The 25,621-nt window shown below is 71.4% G+C and carries 27 protein-coding genes; 11 read left to right on the top strand and 16 right to left on the bottom strand.

Translation table 11 applies throughout. The features are described from left to right. The first annotated feature begins 154 nt into the window (after positions 1–154). Together AMK26_RS06780 and hemB are read left to right on the top strand one after the other, a co-directional pair. Complete coding sequence (locus AMK26_RS06780; protein ID WP_073753158.1) at positions 155–1,012, top strand: helix-turn-helix domain-containing protein; 858 nt, start codon at positions 155–157, stop codon at positions 1,010–1,012. A 97-nt stretch (positions 1,013–1,109) separates the two neighbouring features. After that, on the top strand, positions 1,110–2,108 hold the full coding sequence (gene hemB, locus AMK26_RS06785; protein WP_073753186.1) for a porphobilinogen synthase: 999 nt from the start codon (positions 1,110–1,112) through the stop codon (positions 2,106–2,108). Here hemB and AMK26_RS06790 read toward each other — a convergent pair. The 6 genes from AMK26_RS06790 to argS form a co-directional block, all read right to left on the bottom strand. Next, the gene (locus tag AMK26_RS06790) at positions 2,105–2,776 is read right to left on the bottom strand and encodes a hypothetical protein (RefSeq protein ID WP_073753188.1); all 672 of its coding nucleotides are present in this window, start codon (positions 2,774–2,776) and stop codon (positions 2,105–2,107) included. The genes hemB and AMK26_RS06790 overlap by 4 nt on opposite strands. Beyond that, positions 2,773–3,291 (bottom strand): SigE family RNA polymerase sigma factor, encoded by a 519-nt coding sequence (locus AMK26_RS06795; RefSeq protein WP_073753190.1) that lies wholly within the window; start codon positions 3,289–3,291, stop codon positions 2,773–2,775. The genes AMK26_RS06790 and AMK26_RS06795 overlap by 4 nt, the downstream gene beginning before the upstream one ends. Positions 3,292–3,373: 82 nt before the next feature. Beyond that, positions 3,374–3,916: a hypothetical protein gene (locus AMK26_RS06800; protein WP_073753192.1), complete on the bottom strand. Its 543-nt coding sequence runs from the start codon at positions 3,914–3,916 to the stop codon at positions 3,374–3,376. Between the two features lie 106 nt (positions 3,917–4,022). Next, on the bottom strand, positions 4,023–4,748 hold the full coding sequence (locus AMK26_RS06805) for a DUF4253 domain-containing protein (protein ID WP_073753194.1): 726 nt from the start codon (positions 4,746–4,748) through the stop codon (positions 4,023–4,025). 39 nt (positions 4,749–4,787) lie between these two features. Next, the gene (locus AMK26_RS06810) at positions 4,788–5,567 is read right to left on the bottom strand and encodes a hypothetical protein (RefSeq protein WP_079277481.1); all 780 of its coding nucleotides are present in this window, start codon (positions 5,565–5,567) and stop codon (positions 4,788–4,790) included. Between the two features lie 179 nt (positions 5,568–5,746). After that, positions 5,747–7,504 carry an arginine--tRNA ligase gene (gene argS, locus AMK26_RS06815; RefSeq protein WP_073753196.1) on the bottom strand — a complete coding sequence of 586 codons (1,758 nt, stop codon included), beginning with the start codon at positions 7,502–7,504 and terminating at the stop codon, positions 5,747–5,749. Positions 7,505–7,676: 172 nt separating this feature from the next. Between argS and lysS the strand changes: the two genes are divergently transcribed. After that, positions 7,677–9,419: a lysine--tRNA ligase gene (lysS, locus tag AMK26_RS06820; RefSeq protein WP_073753198.1), complete on the top strand. Its 1,743-nt coding sequence runs from the start codon at positions 7,677–7,679 to the stop codon at positions 9,417–9,419. A 134-nt stretch (positions 9,420–9,553) separates the two neighbouring features. Beyond that, positions 9,554–9,757, top strand: a complete 204-nt coding sequence (locus AMK26_RS06825) for a hypothetical protein (RefSeq protein WP_073753200.1) — start codon at positions 9,554–9,556, stop codon at positions 9,755–9,757. 14 nt (positions 9,758–9,771) lie between these two features. On the opposite strand, the gene AMK26_RS06830 is transcribed toward AMK26_RS06825, so the two are convergent. From AMK26_RS06830 to AMK26_RS06840, 3 genes are all read right to left on the bottom strand, one after another. Continuing rightward, complete coding sequence (locus AMK26_RS06830; RefSeq protein ID WP_443333149.1) at positions 9,772–11,088, bottom strand: DUF2637 domain-containing protein; 1,317 nt, start codon at positions 11,086–11,088, stop codon at positions 9,772–9,774. A gap of 138 nt (positions 11,089–11,226) precedes the next feature. Next, positions 11,227–11,952, bottom strand: coding sequence for a DUF3558 domain-containing protein (locus AMK26_RS06835; protein ID WP_073753204.1), 726 nt, complete (start codon positions 11,950–11,952; stop codon positions 11,227–11,229). Between the two features lie 118 nt (positions 11,953–12,070). Continuing rightward, positions 12,071–12,904: a hypothetical protein gene (locus tag AMK26_RS06840; RefSeq protein ID WP_073753206.1), complete on the bottom strand. Its 834-nt coding sequence runs from the start codon at positions 12,902–12,904 to the stop codon at positions 12,071–12,073. Between the two features lie 186 nt (positions 12,905–13,090). Here AMK26_RS06840 and AMK26_RS06845 point away from each other — a divergent pair, with 186 nt between their 5' ends. Beyond that, on the top strand, positions 13,091–14,284 hold the full coding sequence (locus AMK26_RS06845) for an RtcB family protein (RefSeq protein ID WP_073753208.1): 1,194 nt from the start codon (positions 13,091–13,093) through the stop codon (positions 14,282–14,284). A gap of 32 nt (positions 14,285–14,316) precedes the next feature. On the opposite strand, the gene AMK26_RS06850 is transcribed toward AMK26_RS06845, so the two are convergent. Then, a complete protein-coding gene (locus AMK26_RS06850) occupies positions 14,317–15,111 on the bottom strand; it encodes an SDR family NAD(P)-dependent oxidoreductase (RefSeq protein WP_073753210.1) in 795 nt (264 codons plus the stop codon). A 122-nt stretch (positions 15,112–15,233) separates the two neighbouring features. Here AMK26_RS06850 and AMK26_RS06855 point away from each other — a divergent pair, with 122 nt between their 5' ends. The 4 genes from AMK26_RS06855 (at position 15,234) to AMK26_RS06870 (ending at position 18,819) form a co-directional block, all read left to right on the top strand. Beyond that, positions 15,234–15,734, top strand: a complete 501-nt coding sequence (locus AMK26_RS06855; RefSeq protein WP_073753212.1) for a hypothetical protein — start codon at positions 15,234–15,236, stop codon at positions 15,732–15,734. Positions 15,735–15,958: 224 nt separating this feature from the next. Continuing rightward, entirely contained in the window at positions 15,959–17,017 is a 1,059-nt protein-coding gene (locus tag AMK26_RS06860) for a polyprenyl synthetase family protein (protein WP_073753214.1), read from the top strand. A 159-nt stretch (positions 17,018–17,176) separates the two neighbouring features. Further along, entirely contained in the window at positions 17,177–18,031 is an 855-nt protein-coding gene (locus AMK26_RS06865; protein ID WP_079277482.1) for an ABC transporter ATP-binding protein, read from the top strand. A 95-nt stretch (positions 18,032–18,126) separates the two neighbouring features. Beyond that, positions 18,127–18,819 (top strand): ABC transporter permease, encoded by a 693-nt coding sequence (locus tag AMK26_RS06870; protein ID WP_241837820.1) that lies wholly within the window; start codon positions 18,127–18,129, stop codon positions 18,817–18,819. Between the two features lie 72 nt (positions 18,820–18,891). On the opposite strand, the gene AMK26_RS06875 is transcribed toward AMK26_RS06870, so the two are convergent. Next, positions 18,892–19,143 (bottom strand): hypothetical protein, encoded by a 252-nt coding sequence (locus tag AMK26_RS06875; RefSeq protein WP_073753216.1) that lies wholly within the window; start codon positions 19,141–19,143, stop codon positions 18,892–18,894. A 590-nt stretch (positions 19,144–19,733) separates the two neighbouring features. Here AMK26_RS06875 and AMK26_RS36900 point away from each other — a divergent pair. Beyond that, the gene (locus AMK26_RS36900; RefSeq protein WP_158071104.1) at positions 19,734–20,087 is read left to right on the top strand and encodes a CAP domain-containing protein; all 354 of its coding nucleotides are present in this window, start codon (positions 19,734–19,736) and stop codon (positions 20,085–20,087) included. Positions 20,088–20,100: 13 nt separating this feature from the next. Here the strand turns inward: AMK26_RS36900 and AMK26_RS06885 are convergent, their stop codons facing one another. Together AMK26_RS06885 and AMK26_RS06890 are read right to left on the bottom strand one after the other, a co-directional pair. Next, entirely contained in the window at positions 20,101–21,177 is a 1,077-nt protein-coding gene (locus tag AMK26_RS06885; protein ID WP_143608471.1) for a terpene synthase family protein, read from the bottom strand. A 190-nt stretch (positions 21,178–21,367) separates the two neighbouring features. After that, positions 21,368–22,789 (bottom strand): FAD-dependent oxidoreductase, encoded by a 1,422-nt coding sequence (locus AMK26_RS06890; RefSeq protein ID WP_073753220.1) that lies wholly within the window; start codon positions 22,787–22,789, stop codon positions 21,368–21,370. Between the two features lie 116 nt (positions 22,790–22,905). On the opposite strand from AMK26_RS06890, the gene AMK26_RS06895 reads away from it, so the two are divergent. Next, positions 22,906–23,466, top strand: coding sequence for a TetR/AcrR family transcriptional regulator (locus AMK26_RS06895; RefSeq protein WP_073753222.1), 561 nt, complete (start codon positions 22,906–22,908; stop codon positions 23,464–23,466). 31 nt (positions 23,467–23,497) lie between these two features. On the opposite strand, the gene AMK26_RS06900 is transcribed toward AMK26_RS06895, so the two are convergent. From AMK26_RS06900 to AMK26_RS06910, 3 genes are all read right to left on the bottom strand, one after another. Then, a complete protein-coding gene (locus tag AMK26_RS06900) occupies positions 23,498–24,232 on the bottom strand; it encodes a Mut7-C RNAse domain-containing protein (protein ID WP_073754694.1) in 735 nt (244 codons plus the stop codon). Positions 24,233–24,377: 145 nt separating this feature from the next. After that, a complete protein-coding gene (locus AMK26_RS06905; protein WP_073753224.1) occupies positions 24,378–24,917 on the bottom strand; it encodes a GNAT family N-acetyltransferase in 540 nt (179 codons plus the stop codon). A 4-nt stretch (positions 24,918–24,921) separates the two neighbouring features. Further along, complete coding sequence (locus AMK26_RS06910) at positions 24,922–25,509, bottom strand: hypothetical protein (protein WP_073753226.1); 588 nt, start codon at positions 25,507–25,509, stop codon at positions 24,922–24,924. Between the last annotated feature and the right edge of the window lie 112 nt (positions 25,510–25,621).

The raw sequence follows: 25,621 nt of genomic DNA on the forward strand, positions 1-25,621 counted from the left end.
CTCGCTGGAGTGAATCCGCCCAACACGGGTGGCGCGGGGGCGGTTTGGCCGGGCACGCTCGCCGTTGACAACCGCAGATATGCGACGGCCCCCGCCGGGAGTGCGAATCCCAGTGCGAGGGCCTGACCATCGAGGAAGAGAAAAGGTCTTCCCCATGGCTGAGCCAAAGCGTAGCGCCGCTGTGCGCCCGCGACCCCGTGTTCTCCGAAGCACCACCCACACCGGGGTCACCCACATCAGGGAACACCAGCCGGACCGCTACACGATCATCGGCAACCACCTGGCCCAGCACGCCGAGCTGTCCCTCACCGCGATCGGGCTGGCCACCCACATCCTGTCGCTGCCCGAAGGCGCCTCGATCGACATTCGCACCCTCGCCGCCCGGTTCCCCGAGAGCCGCGACCGGATCGCCTCGACCCTGCGTGAGCTGGAGGCGCACGGCTACATCCGACGGGTACGGGAGCGCACGACCAGTGGCCGCATGGTGACCCGTACCTACGCCTACAACGCCCCGGCGCTCGGCGTGGTCAGGCCTCCGGAGCCGCTCGCGCCGGTGGAACCCGTACCGCCGGTGTCATCGGTGACAGCGGCGGCGCCCGTCGTGGTGGCCGTGCCCGAACCCGCCGAGGCGGTCGGCGGCGAGCACCACGACACCGCTGTCGCCCTCCTCGCGGGTCTGCGCCGCACCGACGACCGGCTCACCCTCTCCGGACGGGAGGTACGGCGTCTCGCCCCCGCCGTGGCCGCGTGGTTCGACAACGGTGCCAGCCCCGCTGCCGTCCACCGCACCCTGACCGCGTGCCTGCCGGTGGATATGACCAGCCCGGCAGGACTCCTCGGGCACCGGCTGCGGGAGATGCTGCCTCCGCCGCTCCCCGCAGGGGACACCCTGGGCGTCGAGGCCGCCCCGCCTCATCCGTTCCAGACCTGCGACACGTGCGACCGCGCGTTCCGCTCGCCTGAGCCGGGGTGCTGCCGCGAATGCCGTTCCGGGACGGCGTTGGCGGCCTGAGCGCGACTGCGGCGGGGCGGCGGAGGGGCGGCGGAGGGGCGGTGAGTCCGGCAGGCTGTCGGCAAGAGCACGGGCGGGGCGGGCGTAGCGTGGGCGTATGACTTCGTACGGATCCTTCCCCGGTGCGCGGCCGCGGCGGCTGCGGACGACTCCCGTGATGCGGCGGATGGTCGCGGAGACGCGGCTCCACCCGGCCGATCTGATCCTGCCCGCGTTCGTGCGGGAGGGGGTGAGCGAGCCGGTGCCGATCTCGGCGATGCCCGGCGTGGTGCAGCACACGCGGGACACGCTGCGGAAGGCCGCCGTGGAGGCGGTCGAGGCCGGGGTCTCCGGGATCATGCTCTTCGGGGTGCCGGAGGACGCGAAGAAGGACGCGGCGGGGACGGCCGGGACCGATCCGGACGGGATTCTTCAGGTCGCGATCCGGGACGTGCGGGCCGAGGTGGGTGACGAGCTCGTTGTGATGTCGGATCTGTGTCTGGACGAGTACACGGATCACGGGCACTGCGGTGTGCTGGATCAGGAGGGGCGCGTCGACAATGACGCGACCCTGGAGCGGTACGCCGAGATGGCGCAGGTGCAGGCGGACGCGGGCGTTCATGTGGTGGGGCCCAGCGGGATGATGGACGGTCAGGTCGGCGTCATCCGGGAGGCGCTCGACACCATCGGCAAGGAGGACGTGGCGGTGCTCGCCTACACGGCGAAGTACGCGTCGGCGTTCTACGGGCCGTTCCGGGAAGCGGTCGGGTCGTCGCTGACGGGTGACCGCAAGACGTACCAGCAGGATGCGGCCAATGTCCGGGAGTCCATGCGGGAGCTGGCGCTGGACCTGGAAGAGGGCGCCGACATGGTGATGGTCAAGCCGGCCGGGCCCTACCTGGACGTGCTGGCGAGGGTCGCGGACGCGGTGGACGTGCCGGTCGCCGCGTACCAGATCAGTGGTGAGTACGCGATGATCGAGGCCGCCGCCGAGAAGGGCTGGATCGAGCGGGACAAGGCGATCCTGGAGTCCCTGACGGGGATCAAGCGGGCGGGCGCGCAGATGATCCTCACCTACTGGGCGACGGAGGTCGCCCAGCGGATCGGCCGCGGCTAGAGCCCCGTACCGGCGAGGACGTTGCCCGCGCTGTCGTAGAGCGTGATGGCAGGGTCGGCCGTCGCGCTCGCGTACCAGGCGCCCCAGCCCGGTTTGCCGGGGAGTTCCACCATGGTGGCGGTGGTGGTGCGGCCGGTCTGGTCGGTGAGTGTGACGCGGGCGGCGTCCTTGGTGCCGTAGTAGACGCCGGAGTGGAAGGTGCGCCGGCCGTCGGATTCCGACTGGTGGCTGATGCCGGGCCTGGTGGTGTCCAGGTTGCCGTCGGTGACGCTGCGGAAGTTCTCACCGCCGTCAGGGGTGGACCAGTGCTTGCCCTCCTCGGTGAGCCACAGCTCCACTCCGGGGGCTGCCTTGACGCGTTCGCCCGGTGCCACGACCTTGGGCGGGGTGGGGGCTGGGCGTTGTCTCCTCGGTGCGGGCGGCGGGCTCGCCGTCGGTGAGGCCGGGGTCACCACGGGCCGGTGCTGTTCCGGTGCGACGAACCGGTGGGCGGTGACGGCCAAGGAGGCCACCAGCAGGCCGCAGCAGGCCGTCAGCCCCGCCGTGCGCCGTCGGCGGCGGGCACGTCCGGCCCGTTCGACGGCCGTGAGCGGTACGGGGCCGGGGGTGATGCCGTGGGCCGCGTCGGCGAACACCTCGCGCAGCCGGGCTTCCTCTGTGGGGTTCATCGCTTCGCTCCGGGGGAGGCGTGGGGGTGGCCGGCGAGGGCGGCGTGGGCGCGCAGCGCCTCCAGGCCGCGCCTGGCATGGGTCTTGACCGTGCCGACGGAGCAGTTCAGTACGTCGGCGATGTCCTGCTCGCTCAGGTCCTCCCAGTAACGCAGGACCATCACGGCCCGCTGGCGGGCGGACAGGTCCCCCAGCGCTTCCCACAGAACCGTGTGCGCTTCGACCGACTCGGCGTGCGAGCGGTGGGCCTTCTCCGGGAGGAACGGCATCAGCAGATGGACGACGCGTCTCTTGCGGAGGCGGCTGAGGTTGTTGTTGACCAGGGCGCGCCGCACGTACATGTCGATCTCGTCGCGGGGGATCCACCGCCAGCGCGCGTAGAGCTTGGCGAGCGTCGTCTGCACCAGGTCCTCCGCCTCGTGGAAGTCGCCGGTGAGCAGTTGGGCCGTGCGCACCAGGCGGGGCCAGGACGCCGTGGCGTACTCGGCGAAGTCGGAGGTGTTCTCCTCGGGCACGGTGAGGGTCCTCGCGTTCGGCGGCGGGGTGGTGGCAGGGCCCGCCCCGTGTCGGGCCCTGCCACCAGGATCGGAACGGAGATCAGGACACGTCGGAGAAGTCGTGGCCGGGCAGTTCGGCGAGGACCCTGCCCGCGCTGTCGTGGAGGGTGACGGTGTGGCTGCCCGCCGTGTGGGCCCGTGTGGTGACGTACCAGGCGCCCCAGCCCGGCTTGCCGGGGAGTTCCACCATGGTGGCGGTGGTGGTGCGGCCGGTCTGGTCGGTGAGTGTGACGCGGGCGGCGTCCTTGGTGCCGTAGTAGACGCCGGAGTGGAAGGTGCGCCGGCCGTCGGATTCCGACTGGTGGCTGATGCCCGGTCTGGTCATGTCCAGGTTGCCGTCGGTGACGCTGCGGAAGTTCTCACCGCCGTCGGGGGTTGACCAGTGCTTGCCCTCCTCGGTGAGCCACAGCTCCACTCCGGGCGCCGCCTTGACGCGTTCGCCCGGTGCCACCACTCGTATCGATGAGGTGTGCCGCTCGGACGTCTTCTTCACGGGTGCGGCCGCCGCGTACGCCACGGCCGGTGTTCCCACCAGCGCGGCCGCCACGGATACGGCGAGCGCGTACTTCTTCATCCGGGTCATGGATGTGTGACTCCCTTGTGGATCAGCAGGGGCGAACTGGCGGAGTGGCGCCTCTCCACTCCTTCCAACTCCCTGTGCGCCGGGCCCGGATGACACCGCGCGCCGGTCAGTCCCACCAGAACGTCCAGTCCTGGCGGTCGAGCACCTCCTCGGCGGCGTAGGCGCGGAGCGTGTCGTAGCCGTCCCAGATGTTGTCGGGGCAGAACGCGTAGTGCTCCGCCGCCACGGCGAGGGCGTCGGCGATGGTGCGGGGCGGCGCCGCGACGGAGACGGTGAGGAGGTCGGCGCCCAGGCCCACGACCCGTATGCCGAACCGGTCCTCCCAGGAGCGGAGGACGGTGGAGAGGTGGACGGCGTCGGTGTGGGCCGTGGCGCCGGACCAGCCGAGGACGGCCGGGATGTCGGCGCTGCGGCGGGCGGGGACCAGTGCGCCGCGGGCGCCCTTCAGCCAGTCGTCGTCGTGGAGGAGTTCGGTCGTGATGCGGGCGGCTGTGGCGTCCGGGTCGGTGGCGCCGTCGGAGGCCGGTGCGAGGCCGGGCCACGTGGCGGAGAAGGGCGTGAGGGTGCCGGCGTCCTCCTCCTGGGCCAGTTCGTCCCACAGGTCGGCCAGCGTCGCGGCCGGGTCGTGGTCGTCGGGGTCGGCCACCTGGCTCGGGTGGAAGTACTGGGTCTCGGTGAGCAGCAGCGGCTGCATTCCGGCGGCTTCCCGGGCGGGCAGGAGTCGTGCCCAGGTGTCGGGCGTGGCGGGCTCGTCCGCGTACCAGAGCGAGGGCTGGACGCGCATGGTGCCGGGCGGCAGGTCCAGGCCCAGCGCGTTCGGGTTGATGACCATGGAACGACCTTAAGTGCCGCCACTGACAATCGAGTCGGCTCAGGGACGCGACTCGTACAGGGCGGCGTGGTAGCGGCCCTCCGCCTCCCGGCCGGTGGGGTCCAGGCCCGCGAGACGTACGGCGGAGATGGCCGCGCGCCGCTCCTGCGGGCTCGTGAACAGGCGTTGGGGATAGGTGCGTTCCGGATCGGTGCGGGTGGTGAGGCCGAAGCCCGCGAGGCAGGACGCGATGGGCGCGTAGGTCACCGTCCGCAGGGCGAAGGCGCTCACCCACACCGGGCGCCGTGCGCATTCGAGCAGCGCGGCGAAGGTGCGGCGGCTGAGGAAACTGGCGCCACCGGTGAGGGTGATGAGGCCGACGTCGGCCATCGTGGCGGTCAGCGCGGGGGGCGGGGCGTGCTCTTCGAGGTCGACGGCGTGGACGCCGTCGAGGAGACCGACCGCGCGGGCGTAGTCGAGGGCGCCCTGGGCGATGTCGAGGCCGACGACGCGAACGGCGTCGGGGCGGCGCCTGGCGGCGTAGAAGTCCTTGTCCCGCTCGATGAGTTCGGCGGTCGTCAGGCGCTGGACCTCGGGGCTCGTGTAGTGGGCGTACAGGTCGGCGAGGGTCAGGTCGTGGTTGAGCAGGGCGGCGTTGATGCCGTACGAGCAGCACAGGTCGAGGACGGTGAGGCCGGGTTCGGCGCGTTCGGCGAGGGTGCGGCGGAAGACGGCCTGGGCGTGGTGGGGTATCTCGTACGACAGCGGCGCCAGCCGGGCGAAGTAGGCGCGCGGGTCGGGGCGGTCGTAGATGTCCTCGAAGCTGGTCATGCCGTGCATCGGTTCCTCCTGCCGTACGGGTCAGCGCTGGCATCCTGTCCCGCCCGGCGCCCCCGGCGGCGGGCGCAACGGGGGCGCATGGGCGCAGGCGGGTCACAGGTGGCCGGAACCGCTCTCCGCGACGGGAGAGGGGGGCGTGCCGGATGCGGCACGCCCCCCTCTTCGTGGCTGGGTGCGGGTCAGAGGCGCTCGGGCGTACGGATGCCGAGGAGGGCCATGCCCTGGTGGAGCGTGCGGGCGGTCAGGTCGATGAGGAAGAGGCGGTTCTCGAGCTGGGCCGGGGTGTCCGCCTTGAGGACCGGGCACTGGTCGTAGAACTTCGTCAGGTGCGACGCCAGCTGGTACAGGTACGCGGCCAGCTTGTGCGGCTCGTACGTGGTCGCCACCTCGGCCAGCGTCTCGGCGAACTGGTCCAGGTGCAGGCCCAGCGCGCGCTCGGCCGGGGCGAGGGCGATGTCCGGGTGGGCGGCCGGCTTGGAGTCGCCGGCCTTGCGGATGATCGACTTGATACGGGCGTACGCGTACTGGAGGTAGACGGACGTGTCGCCGTTGAGCGACACCATCTGGTCCAGGTCGAACTTGTAGTCCCGGGACGCGGACGTGGACAGGTCGGCGTACTTGATCGCGCCGATGCCGACCTGGGCGGCGCGCTCGGCGATCTCGTCCTCGGTCAGGTCCTGGGCCTTCTCGCGGACCACGGCCGCCGCCCGGTCGATCGCCTCGTCCAGCAGGTCGACCAGCCGGACCGTCTCGCCCTCGCGGGTCTTGAACGGCTTGCCGTCCTTGCCGAGGACCGTGCCGAAGGCGAGCTGGACGGCATGCACCTGGTCGCCCAGCCAGCCCGCGCGGCGGGCGGTTTCGAAGACCATCTTGAAGTGCAGCGACTGGCGGGCGTCCACCACGTACACCAGGGTGTCCGCGCCCAGGTTCTGGACGCGGTCGCGGATCGCGGACAGGTCGGTGGCCGCGTAGCCGTAGCCGCCGTTGGACTTCTTGACGATCAGGGGGACCGGGTTGCCGTCCGGGCCCTTGACGTCGTCGAAGAAGACGCACAGGGCGCCCTCGGAGCGGACCGCGACGCCGGACTCCTCCAGCAGGCGGCACGTCTCGTCGAGCATGTCGTTGTAGCCGGACTCGCCGACCACGTCCGGGTCGTTGATCTCCATGTCGAGCTTGTTGAAGACCGAGTAGAAGTAGATCTTCGACTCGTCGACGAACCGCTGCCACAGGGCGAGCGTCTCCTCGTCGCCCGACTGGAGGGCCACCACGCGGTCGCGCGAGCGCGCCTTGAACTCCTCGTCGGAGTCGAAGTGCGCCCGGGCCGCCTTGTAGAGCCGGTTGAGGTTGGACATCGCCTCCTCGCCGGAGACGTCCGCGTCCTTGTGGTCCAGCTCGTGCGGGTGCTCGATCAGGTACTGGATGAGCATGCCGAACTGGGTGCCCCAGTCGCCGATGTGGTGGCGGCGGATCACCTTCTCGCCCGCGAACTCCATGATCTTGACCATGGCGTCGCCGATGACGGCGGAGCGGAGGTGCCCGACGTGCATCTCCTTCGCCACGTTCGGCTGGGCGTAGTCGATGACCGTCGTGCCGGCCTTCTCGGCGTACGGGACGCCGAGGCGCTCGTCGGCGGCGCGGGCGGCGAGGGTGTCGAGGATCGCCTTGTCGGTGAGGGTGATGTTGAGGAAGCCGGGGCCGGAGACCTCGATGTCCTTGAGGACGTCGTTGGCGCCGATGGCCTCGACGACCTTGGTCGCCAGCTCGCGCGGATTGCCCTTGAGCTTCTTCGCCAGGGCCAGGATGCCGTTGGCCTGGAAGTCGGCCCGGTCGCTTCGTCGCAGCAGCGGGTCGGCGGAGCCGGCCTCCGGCAGGGCTGCCGTCAGGGCGTCCGCGAGGCGCTGCCGCACGGTCGAAGCGAGGGAAGGGACCGAGGCCATGAGCTTCCGTTCCTGTCGTGGTGGTGAATGCCTATTCCGGTTGTCAAGTGTCCCATGGGTCCGCAAGCTCTTTGTCGGGGCTTTGCCCGGCCTGTGGACAACCTCGGGGGACGTTGTTCCGTCTGGGAGAATGTCTTACGCCAGCCTTCGAGAATCCCAAGGAATCAAGGACGTGCCGATCGTGGCTCAGAGCAGCACCGAGACCGACTGGGTCTCCCGTTTCGCGGACGAGGTCATCGCCGAATCGGAGCGACGTGCGCCTGGGAAACCGGTCGTCGTCGCCTCCGGCCTGTCCCCGTCGGGCCCGATCCACCTGGGCAACCTCCGCGAGGTCATGACCCCGCACCTGGTCGCCGACGAGATCCGGCGCCGGGGGTACGAGGTCCGCCACCTGATCTCCTGGGACGACTACGACCGGTACCGCAAGGTGCCGCTCGGCATCCCGGGCGTGGACGGCTCGTGGGAGGAGCACATCGGCAAGCCGCTGACCTCGGTCCCCGCCCCGGTCGGCTCCGCGTACCCGAACTGGGCGGAGCACTTCAAGGCCGGGATGATCGAGTCGCTGGCCGAGCTGGGCGTCGAGTACGACGGCATCAGCCAGACCGAGCAGTACACCTCCGGCGCGTACCGCGAGCAGATCCTGCACGCGATGCGGCACCGGGGGACGATCGACGCGATCCTCGACCGGTACCGGACGAAGGACAAGGCGACCGGCAAGCCGAAGAAGCAGCAGCAGAAGCCGGTCGACGAGGCCGAGCTGGTGGCCGAGGAGGGCTCCGGCGCGGCGAGCGAGGACGACGGCTCCGGCGGCGCCGGGGGCTACTTCCCGTACAAGCCCTACTGCGGGCAGTGCGGCAAGGACCTGACCACCGTCACCTCCTACGACGACGAGTCGACGGAGCTGGCCTACAGCTGCGCCTGCGGCTTCTCCGAGACGGTGAAGCTGAGCGAGTTCAACCGGGGCAAGCTGGTCTGGAAGGTCGACTGGCCGATGCGCTGGGCGTACGAAGGGGTCGTCTTCGAGCCGAGCGGTGTCGACCATTCGTCGCCCGGGTCGTCGTTCGTCGTGGGCGGGCAGATCGTGCGCGAGGTCTTCGACGGCGTCCAGCCGATCGGCCCCATGTACGCGTTCGTGGGCATCTCGGGCATGGCGAAGATGTCGTCGTCCAAGGGCGGGGTGCCGACCCCGGCCGACGCGCTGCAGATCATGGAGGCGCCGCTGCTGCGCTGGCTGTACGCGCGCCGCAAGCCCAACCAGGCCTTCAAGATCGCCTTCGACCAGGAGATCCAGCGGCTGTACGACGAGTGGGACAAGCTGGAGGCCAAGGTCGCCGACGGCAGCGTGCTGCCGGCCGACGCCGCCGCCCACTCCCGCGCGGTGCGCACGGCGGCCGGTGAGCTGCCGCGTACGCCGCGCCCGCTGCCGTACCGCACGCTCGCCTCGGTCGTGGACATCACCGCCGGGCACGACGAGCAGACGCTGCGCATCCTCAGCGAGCTGGACCCGGCCAACCCGCTGGCCTCGCTCGACGAGGCGCGGCCGCGGCTGGACCGCGCCCAGAACTGGATCTCCACCCAGGTCCCGGCGGAGCAGCGCACCATCGTCCGCTCCGAGCCGGACACCGAGCTGCTCGGCTCGCTGGACGAGGAGGGGCGCGAGTCGCTGCGGCTGCTGCTGGAGGGCCTGGACAGCCACTGGTCGCTGGACGGGCTGACCACGCTCGTCTACGGCGTGCCGAAGGTGATGGCCGGGCTCGACCCGGAGGCCAAGCCGACGCCGGAGCTGAAGGTCGCCCAGCGCACCTTCTTCGCCCTGCTGTACCGGCTGCTCGTCAGCCGGGACACCGGGCCGCGGCTGCCCACGCTGCTGCTGGCGGTGGGCGCCGACCGGGTGCGCAAGCTGCTCGGCGCGTAGCTTCCGCGGTTTGTGCGGGGGGAGGGCTCTCACCTGGGGGTGAGGGCCCTCCTGGCCTTCTGCATCCTTCGGATGACCCGGCTTTCCGTCCGGCGCAGGACGTTCCGGGGCGCGGGGCACGGGACCGTGGAGCCATGAAGGAGATCGTGGCAGTCATCGGGTGGGTCACCGGCGTCCAGGGCGTGCTGGGCGTCGCCGGGCGGACCTTCGGGGACGGGCCCTGGGGCCTGCTCCACAAATGGTGGGAGATCCCTACGGCCGGGTACGCCGTGATCGCGGTGCTCGGCGCGGTCCTCGCCGTGTACGGGGAGACGGCGAAGGTCCGCGCCAGGCGCTGACCCGTGGCGGGCGGTTACGCGATGTGCTCGGCGGCGAGCTCCGCCTGGTAGCGGTTCTTGAACTCGGGCAGCAGGCGGCGCAGCAGGACCGCGCTGAGCGGGTGGCGGATGCCGTAGCCGTCGGCGAGGTGGATGTCGATGACGTCCACGCTCGGCCAGTCGTTGTTCTCGTCGACGTACTGCTTGAACACCGGGTACGCGAGGCGGCTGAACTCCTCGGCGTCCGGGTCGGCGAGCTCGGCCGTCTCGGCGGGCCCGGAGGTCCCGGCGGGCATCGGCTCCTCGCGGCCGTCGTGGCCGTCGGGGCCCGGCGGGACGCGGACCGGGGTGGGCTCCAGGCCCTCGACGTAGGTGGGGGCGTAGGCGCGCTCGTAGGCGTCCTGGGGCAGCTGGGGGGCGGCGAACCAGGGGCTGACGTGGTTGCCGGGGAGCTGGCCGTCGGGCTGCGGCTCGGGCTGCGGCTCGGACTCGGGCCGGTTTCCGGGCTGGGGTTCCGGCTGGGGCCGGGGCTGGGGGTGGGGCTGCGGGTGGGCGTGGGCTACGGGCTGGTCCCGGTCGTCGGGCGTCCCGTGCTGGTGGGCCTCGCCCTGGGGCAGCTCCAGCTCGGGCACCGCCTTCTCCAGCAGCACCGGGTTCGGCGGCAGCAGCACCGGCTCGATGCCCGCCGCCGCCAGGCCCGCCGGGGCCGTCTCGGCGAGCGGCACCCCGTACTTCGCCAGCCGCAGCGGCATCAGCGCCTCCACCGGGGCCTTGCGGCGCCACGCGCGCCCGAAGCGGGCCTGGAGGCGCGCCTGGTAGATCAGCCGGTCCTGCTCCAGCTTGATGACCTGCTCGTACGAGCGCAGCTCCCACAGCTTCATCCGGCGCCAGAGCCGGAAGGTGGGTACGGGCGAGAGCAGCCACCGGGTGAGGCGTACGCCCTCCATGTGCTTGTCGGCCGTGATGTCGGCGATCCGGCCGATGGCGTGCCGTGCGGCCTCCACCGCGACCACGAACAGGACCGGGATCACCGCGTGCATGCCCACGCCGAGCGGGTCGGGCCAGGACGCCGCGCCGTTGAAGGCGATCGTCGCGGCGGTCAGCAGCCAGGCCGTCTGGCGCAGCAGCGGGAAGGGGATGCGCAGCCAGGTCAGCAGCAGGTCGAGGGCCAGCAGCACACAGATACCGGCGTCGATGCCGATGGGGAAGACGATCGAGAAGTCGCCGAAGCCCTTCTTCTCGGCGAGCTCGCGCACCGCCGCGTACGAGCCGGCGAAACCGATTCCGGCAATGATCACCGCACCGGTGATGACGACGCCGATGAGTATTCGGTGCGTGCGTGTCAGCTGCATCGCGGCCACCCGCGATCCCCTCCCGTTGACGAGTCTGGCGGGCAAAGCCTGGCACACGTGTGCGGAGCCCGGTCCTCGGGGGACGTCCGGGCTCCGCATGTATGTGCCAGGTGGTTGCCGCCTGTTGCGCCTGTTGGGCTACTTGTTGGCCGCCGCGACCGCGGCCACCGCCTCCTTGGAGGCCTTGACCGCGTCCTCCATCAGGTCCGACGGGGTCGGGGTCTTGGCACCGGCGTAGCCCGCGCCGTTGTAGGAGACGGTGATGAGCACGTTCTCCGTACGGGTCACGATCGCCGCGTACTTGAAGTCCTCGTCGGTCTTCTTCAAGCCGTAGCTGATGGCCGTCGCCTCATTGCCGACGCCCGCCGCGGGTGAGGTCTTGACGCTGGTGGCGCCCTCGGTCGCCTTCACCTTGGCGACCTCCTTGGTGTAGTTCTCCTGCGCGCGCTGCTCGGCGCTGCCGAGCGACGGGTCGGAGTCGTACCGGAGGAGGGAGATGTCGAGCCAGCGGTACTGCGAGCCCTTGATGCCGTTGTCGTCCAGGCCGTTCCAGGCGCAGCTGCCGCGGCTGGCGGTGTCGCTGGACTTGCCGGGCGTGCCCTTCTCGTTCTTCACCTCCGGCACCAGGTCCTCGATGGTCTTCCCGGTGATCGCCTTGCAGGCCTCGGGGAGCTGCGTGTACTTCGCGGGCGCGACGGTCGGCTTGGGCTTCACGGCGGCCTGCGGCGAGGAGGCGGTGGACGGCGACTGCGCGTCCGCGTCGCTCTTGCTGTCGGAGTCCGACGAGCAGCCGGCGACGACGAGCATCACCGGTACGGCTGCGCAGGCGAGTATGCGGGTGAGTCGCGGGGCTGATCGGTACATGGTTCCTTCAGTCGCTTGTCGTACGGTCCGGCGGTCCGGACACGGTAGCCCGAGTCGGTACGTCCGCGGGGGCGTCCCGGCGGCGTCACGGGACCGGCCCGGGGTGGCTGGGGAGTGACTACTCCTCGAACCGCTCGGCGAGGTTACGGGCCAGACCCTGGGCCTTTTCCTGCAGTTCCTTGCTGTCCGGCACCTCGGTGACGCGGGCGGGCTGCTCGCCGTACCGGATGGTCACGATGACGTTCGATGTGCGGAACACCACGCTCACGGTGCGGTGCTGGGCGGTCGAACCGGCGCGGGTGAGGACGTCGTCGAGGAACGCCGCGTCGGCGAGGCCGGCCAGCACGCGCGGTTCCAGCCCCTCGGGGGTGCCGGCGCTCCCGGTGGGGGTGGGGTCGGCGGTGGGGGTGGTCGCCTTCGCGGCGGGGCTCGCGGTGGGGCCGGTTGTGGGCGGGGCCTGCTGGGCCGTGCCGGCGGCGGGCGCGGGGGCCTGGGAGGGCAGCCCGGCGGCGGCTTCCTTCTCCGCATAGACCTGCTGGGCGCGGTCGTCGTCACTGACGGTGGGGTCGTAGGACACGACACGCTCGAAGTCGAGGGTCAGCTGGTGGGAGGCGTCCGGGCCGTCGGTCTTCCAGCTGCAGCCGGCGCGGCGGTCGGTGTCGTACGTGGCGGAGGGGGTGCCGCGGTAGACCCGCTCGCGCTGTTCCTCGGGCAGCTGGGCGGCTCCGGGCAGGAGGTCCTTGAGCGTGGAGCGCTGGACGGAGCCGCAGGGCTCCAGGAGCGTGCGGTACTTGCCGGGCTGGACTGCGGTGTCCGCGGGGCCGCCCGCCTTGGAGTCGGTGGTGGCGCCGTCGGGTCCGGAGCCGGCGCTGCACCCGGCGAGGCCGGTGACGCCGACGGTGAGCGCCGCGAGGAGTGCGGCCACACCGGGTACGTACGCCCTTCGCTGCACGGTCCCGGGCTCCTTTCGCTCTGGTGCCGGTCGGTACGGCCGGCGGGAAAACGGGTTGCCGCCCGTCGCCGGTCGATGGACACAATGTGTATCGCACGCGCCGCCGTCGATGCCGGTCCGCCGTCTCTTTCGCGGACCTTGGAGCCGGTTTTTGCGCTTTCAGAATTTTCGGGGGGATTGAGAACTATGTCGTATGTAGAGGTGCCGGGGGCGAAGGTCCCGATCCGGATGTGGACCGATCCTTCGACGGTGGAGGACGGGGCGATGCGGCAGTTGCGCAACACCGCCACCCTGCCGTGGATCAAGGGCCTGGCCGTGATGCCGGACGTGCACTACGGCAAGGGCGCGACGGTCGGGTCGGTGATCGCGATGCACGGGGCGGTCTGCCCGGCGGCGGTCGGGGTGGACATCGGCTGCGGCATGTCGGCGGTGAAGACGTCGCTGACGGCGAACGACCTGCCCGGTGACCTGTCGCGGCTGCGCTCGAAGATCGAGCAGGCCATTCCGGTCGGGCGCGGCATGCACGACGAGATGGTCGATCCCCGCCGGCTGCACGGCTTCCCGGGCGCGGGCTGGGACGACTTCTGGGCGCGGTTCGACGGGGTGGCGGAATCGGTCAAATTCCGTCGGGATCGAGCAGTGAAGCAGATGGGCTCCCTCGGAAGCGGAAACCATTTCGTCGAGTTCTGTCTCGATGAGTCGGGATCGGTCTGGCTGATGCTGCACTCCGGCTCCCGGAACATCGGCAAGGAGCTGGCCGAGCACCACATCGGCGAGGCGCGGAAGCTGCCGCACAACCAGGGCCTGGTCGACCGCGACCTCGCTGTCTTCATCGCGGACACCCCACAGATGGCGGCGTACCGGAACGATCTGTTCTGGGCGCAGGAGTACGCCAAGTACAACCGCGCGATCATGATGGCGCTCTTCCAGGACGTGGTCCGCAAGGAGTTCAAGAAGGCCAGGGTCACCTTCGACCGGGTCATCTCGTGCCACCACAACTACGTGGCGGAGGAGCGGTACGACGGGATGGACCTGCTGGTCACCCGGAAGGGCGCGATCCGCGCGGGCTCCGTCGACTTCGGGATCATCCCGGGCTCGATGGGCACCGGCTCGTACATCGTGAAGGGCCTGGGCAACGAGGCGTCGTTCAACTCGGCCTCGCACGGCGCGGGACGGAAGATGAGCCGCTCCGCCGCCAAGCGGCGCTTCTCGACGCGGGACCTGGAGGAGCAGACGCGGGGCGTGGAGTGCCGTAAGGACTCCGGCGTCGTGGACGAGATCCCGGGTGCGTACAAGCCGATCGAGAAGGTCATCGACCAGCAGCGCGACCTGGTGGAGGTCGTGGCGAAGCTGAAACAGGTGGTGTGCGTGAAGGGCTGAGGCGCGCCCTTCACGTCACGGCCCCGGTCCCGTCACAGCTCGCGGTGGACCTTGGTGTTGGAGGCCTGGGCACGGGGGCGCACCACCAGCAGGTCGATGTTGACGTGGGCGGGGCGGGTGACCGCCCAGGTGATGGTGTCGGCGACGTCGTCGGCGCTGAGGGGGTCGGGGACGCCCGCGTAGACCTTGGCCGCCTTCTCGGTGTCGCCGCGGAAGCGGGTCGTGGCGAACTCGTCGGTCTTGACCAGGCCGGGGGCGATCTCGATGACGCGGACCGGGGTGCCGAGGATTTCCAGGCGGAGGGTCTCGGCCAGGACGCGGGCGCCGTTCTTGGCGGCGACGTATCCGGCGCCGCCCTCGTAGGTGGCGTGGGCGGCGGTGGAGGAGACGACGACCACCGTGCCGGCGCCGCTCGCGGTGAGGGCGGGCAGCAGGGCCTGGGTCATGTGGAGCGTGCCGATCACGTTGACCTCGTACATCCGGCGCCAGTCGGCGGGGTCGCCGGTGGCGACGGGATCCGCGCCGAGGGCGCCGCCCGCGTTGTTGACGAGCACGTCGCAGCGCTCCAGGCCGGCCGCGAAGGCGTCGACGGCCGGGCGGTCGGTGACGTCGAGGGCGTACGCCGTGGCCCGGTGGCCGGCGGCGGTGAGCTCGGCGGCGAGGGCCTCGATACGGTCCTTGCGGCGGGCGGTGAGCACGACGTGGTGGCCCGCCCCGGCGAGCCGGCGTGCCGTGGCGGCGCCGATACCGCTGCTCGCTCCGGTGACGACAGCGACGGGAACGCCGGGGGAGTCGGTGGAGCCGGCGGGGGTGGCGGCGGCGGTCATGGCGGTACTCCTCGCGCGGGTGATCGAACGGCCGGTACGCGGCCAGCATAGGCGGCCGCGAAGATCCCTCCGGAGCGGCGGGGGAGACACATGGCGGCCGGTCATATCGGTATGTTCCGGACATGGTTGCGATGCGCAGGGCTCTGCTGGTGATGTCCGTCGCCGTGGCGACGGTGGCGGGTGTGAGTGTGGGCGTGGGTGGGGCTGCCGAGACGGCCGGTGACGGGATGGCCGGACCCGAGGCGGATGTGGCGCACCACGGCCATGTGACGCTCTGGGACGGGCGGCTCGATGTCGTCCTGCTGAGTGAGAACCGCGGGCCGTCGGGGCTCGACGACACGACCGTGCGGCTGGCCTTCTCGGTCCCGCTCGCCGCCGGTCACGCCCTGCCGGCCGGCTGTGTGTGGGGCGGCGAGCGGGAGGTGCTGTGCTCCACCGGGCCGTTGCGGGTGGACGGTACGCGGCACGAGACGGCGCTGACCCTGCGGACGGCCGGCGTCGCGCCGCAGGAGCTGACGGCTCGGGTGGCCACCGCGTGGAACGGCGGCGCGGTGGACCGGAACCCGGCCGACAACGACCACCGGGTGCTGGTGCTGGCCACGGGGGACCCGTACGTCTTCTGATGCCCGCCGGGCCGTGATCAGAGGGACCAGCCGATTACCGGGAGATCTGCGTTCCCTGGGCCGCTGAGGTGATCTTTCTGTTTCCCGGGCGCTGGAGGCGACACGGACGCCATCGCTCGGTTAGCTGGGGCCGTGCCTTACGAACAGTCAGACCCCCGCCACGCAGTTCGAGAACGTGCCCGGCCGAGAGGCATCCCGGCGCCCGGTGCCGTCGGAGGCAGCGCATGTCGGGATTGACCGCGATCGGCGCGCAGCCGGCCACGTCCGCGTACGCGCTCTTCGACTGGGCCCGCGAGCTCGTGACCCCCGCTCTGCGGGACGCCGTGCGGGCCATGCCCCCGCCCGAGTGCCGCATCGTGGGGTACCACCGCGGCTGGCACGAGGCGGACGGCGGGCCGCCGGCCGCGCCCGTCGGCGAGCGGGGCGGCAAAGCGGTGCGGCCCGCGCTGGCCTTCCTGTCGGCCAGGGCCGTCGGGGGCGCCGCCGAGGCCGCCGTACCCGCGGCCGTCGTGGTGGAGCTGGTCCACGACTTCTCGCTGCTGCACGACGACGTGATCGACGGGGATCCGCTGCGGCGGCACCGTCCCGCCGCCTGGACGGTGTACGGCACTCCGGCCGCCGTGCTGACCGGTGACGCCCTGCTGGTGAACGCCGTCCGGACGCTCGCGGAGTCGTCCGCGCCCCGGACGGAGCCCGCCCTGCGGGAGCTGATCACCGCCCTCGTCGACCTGATGCGGGGGCAGAGCCAGGATGTGGCGTTCGAGAAGGCCACCATGGTCGCGCCCGCCGAGTACCTGTCCATGGCGGAGGGCAAGACGGGGGCGCTCATGGGATGCGCCTGCGCGCTGGGCGGAGTGCTCGCGGGGGCGTCGGAGGACCGGGTGTCCGGGCTGCGTGACTTCGGCCGGTGCCTGGGCGTGGCGTTCCAGTGCGTCGACGATCTGCTGGGCATCTGGGGTTCCAGCGCGCGCAGCGGCAAACCCGTCGGTGCCGATCTCGCGGCCCGCAAGAAATCGCTCCCGGTGGTGGTGGCGCTGGCCGACGAGGGGCCGGTGGGCAGACGGCTGGCCGACCTCTACGCCGGGTCGGCGCCATTGCCGGAGGCCGATGTCGCCCTGGCGGCGCGGCTGATCGAGGAGGCCGGGGGGCGGGAACGGACAGAGCTGGAGGCGAAACGCCAGGTCGCCGCGGCGATGAGGGCCCTGGCGCGGGCCGAGCCCGCCCCGGAGATCTACCGGCAATTGCACGACATCGCGGTGCTGATGACCGGTCGCGACCGCTGATTTCACCGGCCGGACGGCGGTGCGTCAACATGGGAATGCCCTCTTCGTAACCGAGTGCGCCGACGTTACGTTCCTTTTTCCGGGCAGTCGCACCGCCGTGCCGCCACAGCCATATCTATTGATGAAAACAGTGGGTTCTTGCAGCAGAATGATATTCGGATGAGAAGCCGGGAGGCGGTCGGTCCGCCGGCCATCAGCGTGTACGGCCTCCATGTCGCGCGCGGAACCCACACTCTTCTGCAGGACATCAGTTTCACCGTCCCCCGGGGGACGATTGTCGGCCTGCTCGGACCGAGTGGCTGCGGAAAGACGACGCTTCTGCGGTCCGTCGTCGGAATCCAGCCCTGTACGTCGGGACACGTGCAGGTGCTGGGCTGCCCCGCCGGGGCGCCCGCCCTGAGCTCCCGGGTGGGGTACGTCACCCAGGCCCCCTCCGTCTACCCCGACCTCACCGTTCTGGAGAACCTCCGGTACTTCTCCGCCGCCCTGGGGCTGCGGGGCTGGCGGCGGGAGAACGCGGTGGTCCGGGTGGTGAAGGAGGTCGACCTCGCCGAGTACGCCGACAAGCCGGTCGCCCGGCTGTCCGGCGGGCAGTACTCCCGCGTCTCGCTGGCCGTGGCGCTGCTGGGCACCCCCGACCTGCTCGTCATGGACGAACCCACCGTGGGGCTGGACCCGTTGGTGCGCCGCGAGCTGTGGGCGGTGTTCAAGCGCCTCGCGGAGGAAGGAACGACCTTGCTGGTGTCCAGCCACGTCATGGACGAAGCCGACCGCTGCGACCGGCTGCTGCTGATGCGCGCCGGCCGGCTGCTCGCCTCGGCCGGGCGCAACGACCTGCTGCTGCATACCGGCTGCGACAGTGTGGAGGAGGCCTTCATGCATCTGGTGACCTCGGCGGAGGCCGCCGAGACGGGGCGGCGGCGGCCGGGTGCCGAGCCGGTCCGGGAGCCGCTGATCACCGACGTACTCCACGATCCCGACCGGCCCTACTTCGCTTCCGAGTCCCCGTGGTGAGCGGCGCGGCGGGTCCGGGGACGGGGACGGGGCCGCGGCTGGCCGGGCGGCCCTTGCCGTTCACGCCGAGCATCACCGCCGCCACGGCTCACCGGGTGTTGCAGCAGATCTCCCGGGACCGGGGCAGCGCCGCGCTGATGCTGGTCATCCCGTGCATGCTCATGGTGCTGCTGAAGCTGATGTTCCATGACGCGGAGGAGTCGTTCGAGCGTGTCGGCCCCCAGGTCTTCGGCATCTTCCCGGTGATCGTCATGTACCTGGTGGCGTCGGTCTCGACCCTGCGGGAACGCACCTCGGGGACCGCCGAACGGCTGCTGACGCTGCCGGTGCAGCGGCTCGACATCGTGCTGGGCTACAGCCTGGCCTTCGCGTTCCTGGCGATGCTCCAGGCCGTCCTGTCGACGCTGCTGGCGATCGGGCCGCTGGGGCTGGACATCAAGGGGCCGGCCTATCTGCTCATGGTCATCGCCATGCTCGGCGCCCTGCTGGGGCTGGCGCTGGGACTGCTCGTGAGCGCGTTCGCGCGCAATGAGTTCCAGGCGGTGCAGTTCCTGCCGGCCGGGGTGCTGCCGCAGTTCCTGGTGTGCGGGCTGTTCGTGCCGCGCGAGGAGATGCACGGCTCGCTGGACGCGTTGGCGCAGGTCATGCCGATGACGTACGCGGTGCAGGCGGCGACCGAGGCCGCCCGGCACGACGGGGTGACCGGCGTCTTCGTCCGTGACGCGCTGCTGATCCTGCTGTGCGTCATCGGTGTCCTGGTCGCCAGCGCGGCCACGCTCAAGCGCTGACGACAAACGGGTGGGGTACGGCCGGCCGGCCGTACCCCACCCGCTGTGCTGCTGTCGGTGCCGCGGTGGTCGTCAGTAGCGGTCGTAGTCGTCGCGGTCGTCACGGTTCGACGTGCCCCACGCGAACCCAGCGGTGACATGGCCGTTGCGCGGGACCTCGAAGGGCCCGAAGTTCATCGGACGGTCGTGGCCGCGCCTGCCGCCCGGACCGTCGATGTCGACGGCGGGAGACGACGGGGCGGCGAACGCGGAGGGCGCGGCGCCGCCCGCGGCCAGTGTGATCGCTACGACGGAAATCGCCGCGGCACGACGGAAAAACGACATGGCTGGCTCCTCAGGAAAGGATGATCCTCAACGGAAATCACCCTAGCCATTGCTGCTGTACGGCAGCCGCGTATGCCAGGGGAATGGGTCGCTTTTCCCTCGAAGGGGGCTACCGGAGTGACGTCATGACGAACCGGATCAATAGTGGGATCTCCTTTTCTTTCTTTGGTGGTGGGGGTCGGTGGCGGGTGTTCGGTGTGTCTTATTTCGCTCTTCCGTAGGGTGAAACGGTGAAATCTCGCACCTTGTTGGTTGCTGCGCTGGCAGCCGTATGCGCCGTGTTCGGCGGGCCGCCGTGCGCCGCCGAATCCCTTTCGCAGCGGCCCCGGAATTACGAACCCCAGCCGCCACCGCCGTGGCAGTCCTCTCCCGTGCCCGTCTGGCGGCCGCCTTCCTCTCACCCCGGCCCGGACGGCGCCGTGCGCCCGTCCTCGAAGCGGCCGGGTGGGCCTGAGCGGCCGGGTGGGCCTGAGAGGCCGGGTGGCGCGGGGCGGCCCGGGGGGCCCGGTGAGGCCGGCAGGCCGGGTGCGGCGGGGGCGCCGAGCGGGGTGGGGGCGTTGGGGGGCGTACGGGCGGAGGTGGTCCGGCTGGTGAACCAGGAGCGGTCCAGGGCCGGTTGTCCCGCGGTGCGGCAGCACAGCGCCGTGACCAAGGCCGCACAGGGGCACAGCGCCTACATGGCCCGTACGGGAGCCCTTTCCCATACGGGGCACAAGGGCTCCGATCCGGGCAGCCGGCTCACGGCCGCCGGTTACCGCTGGAGCCGGGCCGGGGAGAACATCGTCGCCGGGCCCGAGGACGCCGCAGCGGCCGTGCGGTCGTGGATGAACAGCCCCGAGCACCGTGAGTCCGTCCTGACCTGCCAGTTCCGCCATGCCGGTGTGGGCGTGGGCCGGGGCCCGGACGGGCCCTGGTGGACCCTGCTGTTCGCCGCGCCGCGCTGACCGGGAGCCGTCGTCAGGCCAGGTCCTCGTCCCACCACCAGGCGATGGTGGGCGCGCCGGGGGGCGGAGTGGGGCGGCTGTCGGCCGGTTCCTCCGCCCACTCCAGCGGCGTTTCCTCCATGGCGTCCGGTACCCGCCCCAGGCTCAGGTAGCGCGGCACCCGCAGCCCCCACTCGGCGTTCCCCCGGATGCCGTGGCGGAGCCCTTGCAGATAGTTCGCCAGGGCGGCACCGGCGTGCGGCCGGACCCGGTCGTGCAGGCGCGTGAAGCGGACGAGGACCCGGTCCCTGAGCCGGGTCGCGGCCTCCACCGCCTCGGGCAGCGACATCGACTCGTGGCACATGAGGACGCTGTAGATGTTCTGGTCCGTGTGCCCCCGGGACAACTCCTTGCGCAGTGAGTGCCTGTCGTTGTCCAGCGCGGCCACGAGAATGGCCATCTCCGTCAGCGCCCGCACGGCCGGCCGGTGCAGCTCGTTGTCCGGGACCTCCAGCCCGGTGGCCAGCTCCAGCATGGCGAAGGTCGGCTCGCCGCCGCTGGACAGCAGCCTCATGGCGAGGAACTCGTCCAGCTCCGGCATCCGGCCGGACGCCTGGTTGCCCACCTGCCAGCACACACCCGACAGCCAGGCCCGCTGGGCGTGGGTGAACCGCCGTACCTGTGCCGCCGTACCGAAGGAGCGGAAGCGGGCGAGGATGTCCTGCAGGGCCGGGATGTAGCGCTCGCCCCCGTCCGTGGCCGATGGCGCCTCGGCTGCCCGCTGCACCCGGCCGGCCAGGGCGTTGAACAGCGCCGGACGGGCACTCAACGGCCCGTTGTCGCAGCGGGCGTCGTCGATTCCGAACCCCCAGTAGACCCACAGAGATGTCGCCAGCAGCCGGTCGTCGTCCGCGACGGGCGCGAACCGGGCGAAGAAGTCCGTGCTGTGCGTCGCCACGACCCACGCGCACTCGTCGTCCGTGGCGCACATACCGCTGTCACGGATCCACTCCTCGGCCTGCTTCTCCACCTGACGCGCATGGGGGTGGACCGCCGAGTCCCATGGACAGTGGATGAGCGGCAGATCGGCTTCGGTGAGGGAAAGTCCCATGACACATCCCGGTCGTCGGTGGCGGAGAAGGAGCCCGCACATCGTCCGGCGCCGTTCGGGTACCACAACACGACATATGGGTGTTTCCTTGATAAAACCTCCGAAAAGGGCACCTCCTGTTTGTGCTTGACGCGGGTGCGGGTGCGGGTGCGGGTGTGCGGGTGAGGGGGGCGCGGGTTTCTGGTGCGGGTCAGGCCTTGGCCGCCCAGGCGATGTAGCCGTCGGGGCGGACCAGGACGGTGTCCTGGCGGGTGCTGTTCGCCCAGCTCGCCCGTATGACCCGGCCGGGCACGGGGATTCGGGGCGCCTGGGGGGCGGCGCCTTGCGGGGCGACGAGGACGAACCGGCCCTTGCGGAGCAGTTCGTACAGCCGCCCCTCGGTGAGCGTCAGGTCCGGGGCGCGCCGGCCCACCAGGCGGTGGGCGCCGCGCTCGGCGCGGTAGCTGATGCCGATGCCGCTGACCATGCCCATCGCCTTGGCGGCCGCGGGACGGACCGCGTTCAGGAGACCGGCGCCGAGGGCGCGGGCCATGCGCTCGAGGGGGTTGTGGGCCATGGCGAGGCGGACCAGGGCGCCGCTGCTGCGCAGCACCATCGTGCCGACGGGGTGCCGCTCGGCGTGGTAGCTGTCGAGCAGGGCCTCGGGGTCGGGGGCTTCCCCGCGCAGGACGGATGCGAGCTTCCAGGAGAGGTTCGCGGCGTCCTGGAGGCCGGTGTTCATACCCTGGCCGCCGGCCGGGGAGTGGATGTGCGCCGCGTCCCCGGCGAGGAAGACGCGGCCGGACCGGTAGGCGGGGACCTGGCGCTCGTCGCTGTGGAAGCGGGAGATCCAGCGGGCGTCGTGCATACCGAAGTCCGAGCCGAGAGCGAGCCGGGCGATCTCCCGCACCTCATCGAGGCCGACCGGCTCGCTGTCGGGGACCTGGCGTTGGCGGTTCCAGCCCATGACCCGGTACCAGCCGTCGCCGAAGGGGGCGATGAAGGCGAAGGTGTCCCCGACGCCGTTGACCGTGAGCAGTTCGTCGGGCTCCTCGGCGAGGCGGACGTCGGCGAGCACCATGGAGCGGATGACCGAGCTGCCGGGGAACGGCAGGCCCAGGTCGCGGCGCACGGCGCTGCGGTGGCCGTCGGTGCCGACGAGGTAGCGGGCCCGCAGTGTGCCGGGCGTTCCGTCCGCGCCGGTGACCTCGGCGGTCACCGTGCCGTCGTCCTGGTGCAGGGCGCGCAGCTCCGTGCCGTACCTGAAGTCGACGCCCGCGGCGACGGCGCGGCGCTCCAGCAGTCGCTCGACCTCGTACTGCGGGGTGATGAGCAGGAAGGGGAAGCGGGAGGGGAGGCGGGACAGGTCGAGCGACAGCTTGCGGAAGAACCGCAGCCCGGTGACGGACGTGCCCTTGTGGACCAGCTCGTCCGCCAGGTCCCGGGCGTCGAGCAGTTCCAGGGTGCGGGCGTGGACGCCGAACGCGCGCGTCATGTTGCTGGTCTCGTGCGGTCGGCGCTCGACGACCGTGACGTTCACGCCCGCGGCGGCGAGGTCGCCGGCGAGCAGCAGTCCGGTGGGCCCCGCGCCCACCACGATGACGTCGAACTCCGTGCCGGCCGTGCCGTTCATGGCTGCCTCCTGGGTGCCAACGGTGGATGGGTCAACATCTGTTGGTCAACGCTTGTTGGCAACGGTAGACCCGTCGGCTCTGGCGTGTCAACGGTTGTTGGCCTACAGTTGTTGGCATGACGACTCCCCGTCGCTCCGACACCACCCGCGCCGCCATCCTCGAGGCGGCCCGGGAGCGGTTCGCGGCCGATGGCTACGAGCGCGCCACCATCCGCGCCATCGCCCGCGACGCGGGGATCGACCCGTCGATGGTGATGCGGTACTACGGCAACAAGGAGGGGCTCTTCGCCGCCGCCTCCGAGATCGACCTGCGCCTCCCCCCGCTCGGAGCGCTGCCCGCACAGCACATCGGCGCCGTCCTCGTCACGCACTTCCTCGACCGCTGGGAGCAGGACGACGTGCTGACCGGGGTGCTGCGGGTCGGCGTCACCAACGCCGCGGGCGCCGAGCGCATGCGCGCGGTGTTCAAGGCGCAGCTGGGCCCGATAGCGGCCGGCGTCTGCCCCGACCCGGCCGACGCCCCGCGCCGCGCCGCCCTCGCCGCCTCGCAGATTCTCGGCATGGCACTGGCCCGGTACGTGCTGCGGCTGCCGCCCGCCGTCGACATGTCGCGCGAGGAGGTGATCGCCTGGCTCGGCCCCACGATCCAGCGGTATCTGACCGCCGACCGGCCCTGACCGGCCCTGACAGGTCCGGCCGGACAGGCCTCTAGGCGGCCGCGTCGCCGAATTCGCGCAGCGCGTCCTCGACGATGGCCTCCAGGCGGGAGTGGTGCGCGCCGCGCCAGTACACCCGGCCGCACTCGGTGCACTTCGCGAAGACGTCGTACGTACGCTGCGTGCCCTGCTCCAACTGGTCGCGCACCGCGTCCTTGTCGGCGTCGGCCAGCGGGCCGTTGCAGGCCGTGCACCGCGTCCACGGCGCCAGTGGCGGCGCGAACCGCTCCAGCACGTCCCGCAGTTGGTCCTCCGGCCGGTCGCTGTAGACGTACGCCCCGGCCCACAGCTCGCGGCGCCGCAGCAGCCCCCGGTCGCGCGAGAGCATCACGCGCCGTTCCTTCGCCGACCACGTGGCCAGCGCCGCGTCGCCGATGTCCTCGCTCTCGTACGCCGCGTCGACGCCGAGCAGCCGCAACCGCCGCGCCAGCGTCCCGAGGTGAACGTCCAGCAGGAACCTGAGCGGCGCGCCCGGCACCGGCTGCGGGCGCTCGACGCCGAGCACCTGGACGTGCTCGCCGGCCGCCGGGATGTGCGCGGGCGTGACCGGGCGGCCGTCGACCAGCAGCAGGCCCGCCTCGGTGAGGGGCACGCCGAGCGACTCGACCACATGGCCGAGTGTGGACACCCCGTCGGTGACCACGACGGAACGCCCGGCGCGGCGCGGGGCGGCGACGAAGAGGCCCAGGCCGGGCGCGAAGCTGATGTGGATCTCCGGTCCGTTCACGTCGCCAGCATGCCACCGGGCCCGCCGGGCCAGCCAGATCATTTCGCCGGGTCAGGGCCGCCGGTGGGCGGGCCGCCGGACGGGGCCCGGGCGCCGGGCAGCGCACCGCGATCACCGCACCTCATGGTTTCCCGGACCTGAACCATCAGCGCGAGCCCGGATCGCCCGCCTCCAGGTCCAGCCGCCAGTTGTTGCTCCGCAGCAGGTGCCCCGGCGGGTACTCGAAGTCCCGCTCGCCGAGCAGCTCGAAACCCGCCTTCCGGCACACCGCGTTCGACGGACCGTTGTCCACGGACGGGAACGCGTGCAGATACCGGTGCTTGCGCGCCGCCCGGGCCCGATCCGCCACGGCCACCGTCGCCGCCGTCGCGACGCCCCGCCCCTGGAAGCCGCCCAGAACCGTCCACCCGGTCTCGTACACCCGCGTCCCGTCCCAGGTCTGCTCCCAGAAGCCGATCACGCCCACCGGGACGCCCTCCGGCTCCAGCACGATCCGGAACATCCGCCCGGCCCCCGAGCGGTCCGCGCTCAGGTCCACGTACCGCTGGTGCCGCTTGACCAGCTGTTCCGCCGTCTCCGGCCCTCCCAGGTGGGCCATCAACTCCGGCGCGTTGACCGCCCGCAGCAGGTCGAAGTCCCGCTCCGACCACGCCTCGAGCCGTACCGGCGACGCTCCGCTGCCCATGTGCTCAGGGCCACACCAGGCAGTACGGCTGGTGCCCCGCCTCGTGCAGCCGCACCGAGAAGTCCTGCCACTCGTGCAGCAGCTGGTACACGTTGAACGCGTCCCGAGGCCCGCCGCGGTCCGGGACCGTCGACCAGATGAACGCCGCCGCGCCCACCGACTCCTCGCCGATGCCGCGCAGCGGGTCGACCACCGTCATCGGCAGCTTCACCACCGCGTAGTCGGGGTGCAGCACCACCAGCTCCAGCGGCGGCACCTTGTGCAGCGGCATGCCCTGGATGCCGGTCAGCACCATCGCGGCTATGGTCTCCGGTTTGATCTTGGTGAACATGCCGCCCATACCGAGTTCGTCGCCGCCCAATTCCTCGGGCCGCATCGAGATCGGTACGCGGGCGGCGGTCGCGCCATTGGGCGCGCCGAAGTACTTGTACGTCACCCCCATGCCCCGGCCACCCCCGCTTCCGCCGCCCATCGGCCCCAAGGAGGCTCTGTCCTGCGAGGCTTTGTCCTGCTCGCGCCGGTGCTTCCCCCGCCGGGCAGGCTCGGGTCCCAGGTCGTCGGTCCCCTCGCCCAGTCCGCCACCGCGATGCATATCTCCACCCGACTGCTTTTTAGGTAACACAGCCCCCGCCGCGCAACCCGATCATCGTGACAGTGACCTCCCCCGCGGACGTGCGGTGAAACACCTGTCCGCAAGAACGTCC

The organism is Streptomyces sp. CB03234, assembly GCF_001905885.1.
Taxonomy (GTDB): domain Bacteria; phylum Actinomycetota; class Actinomycetes; order Streptomycetales; family Streptomycetaceae; genus Streptomyces.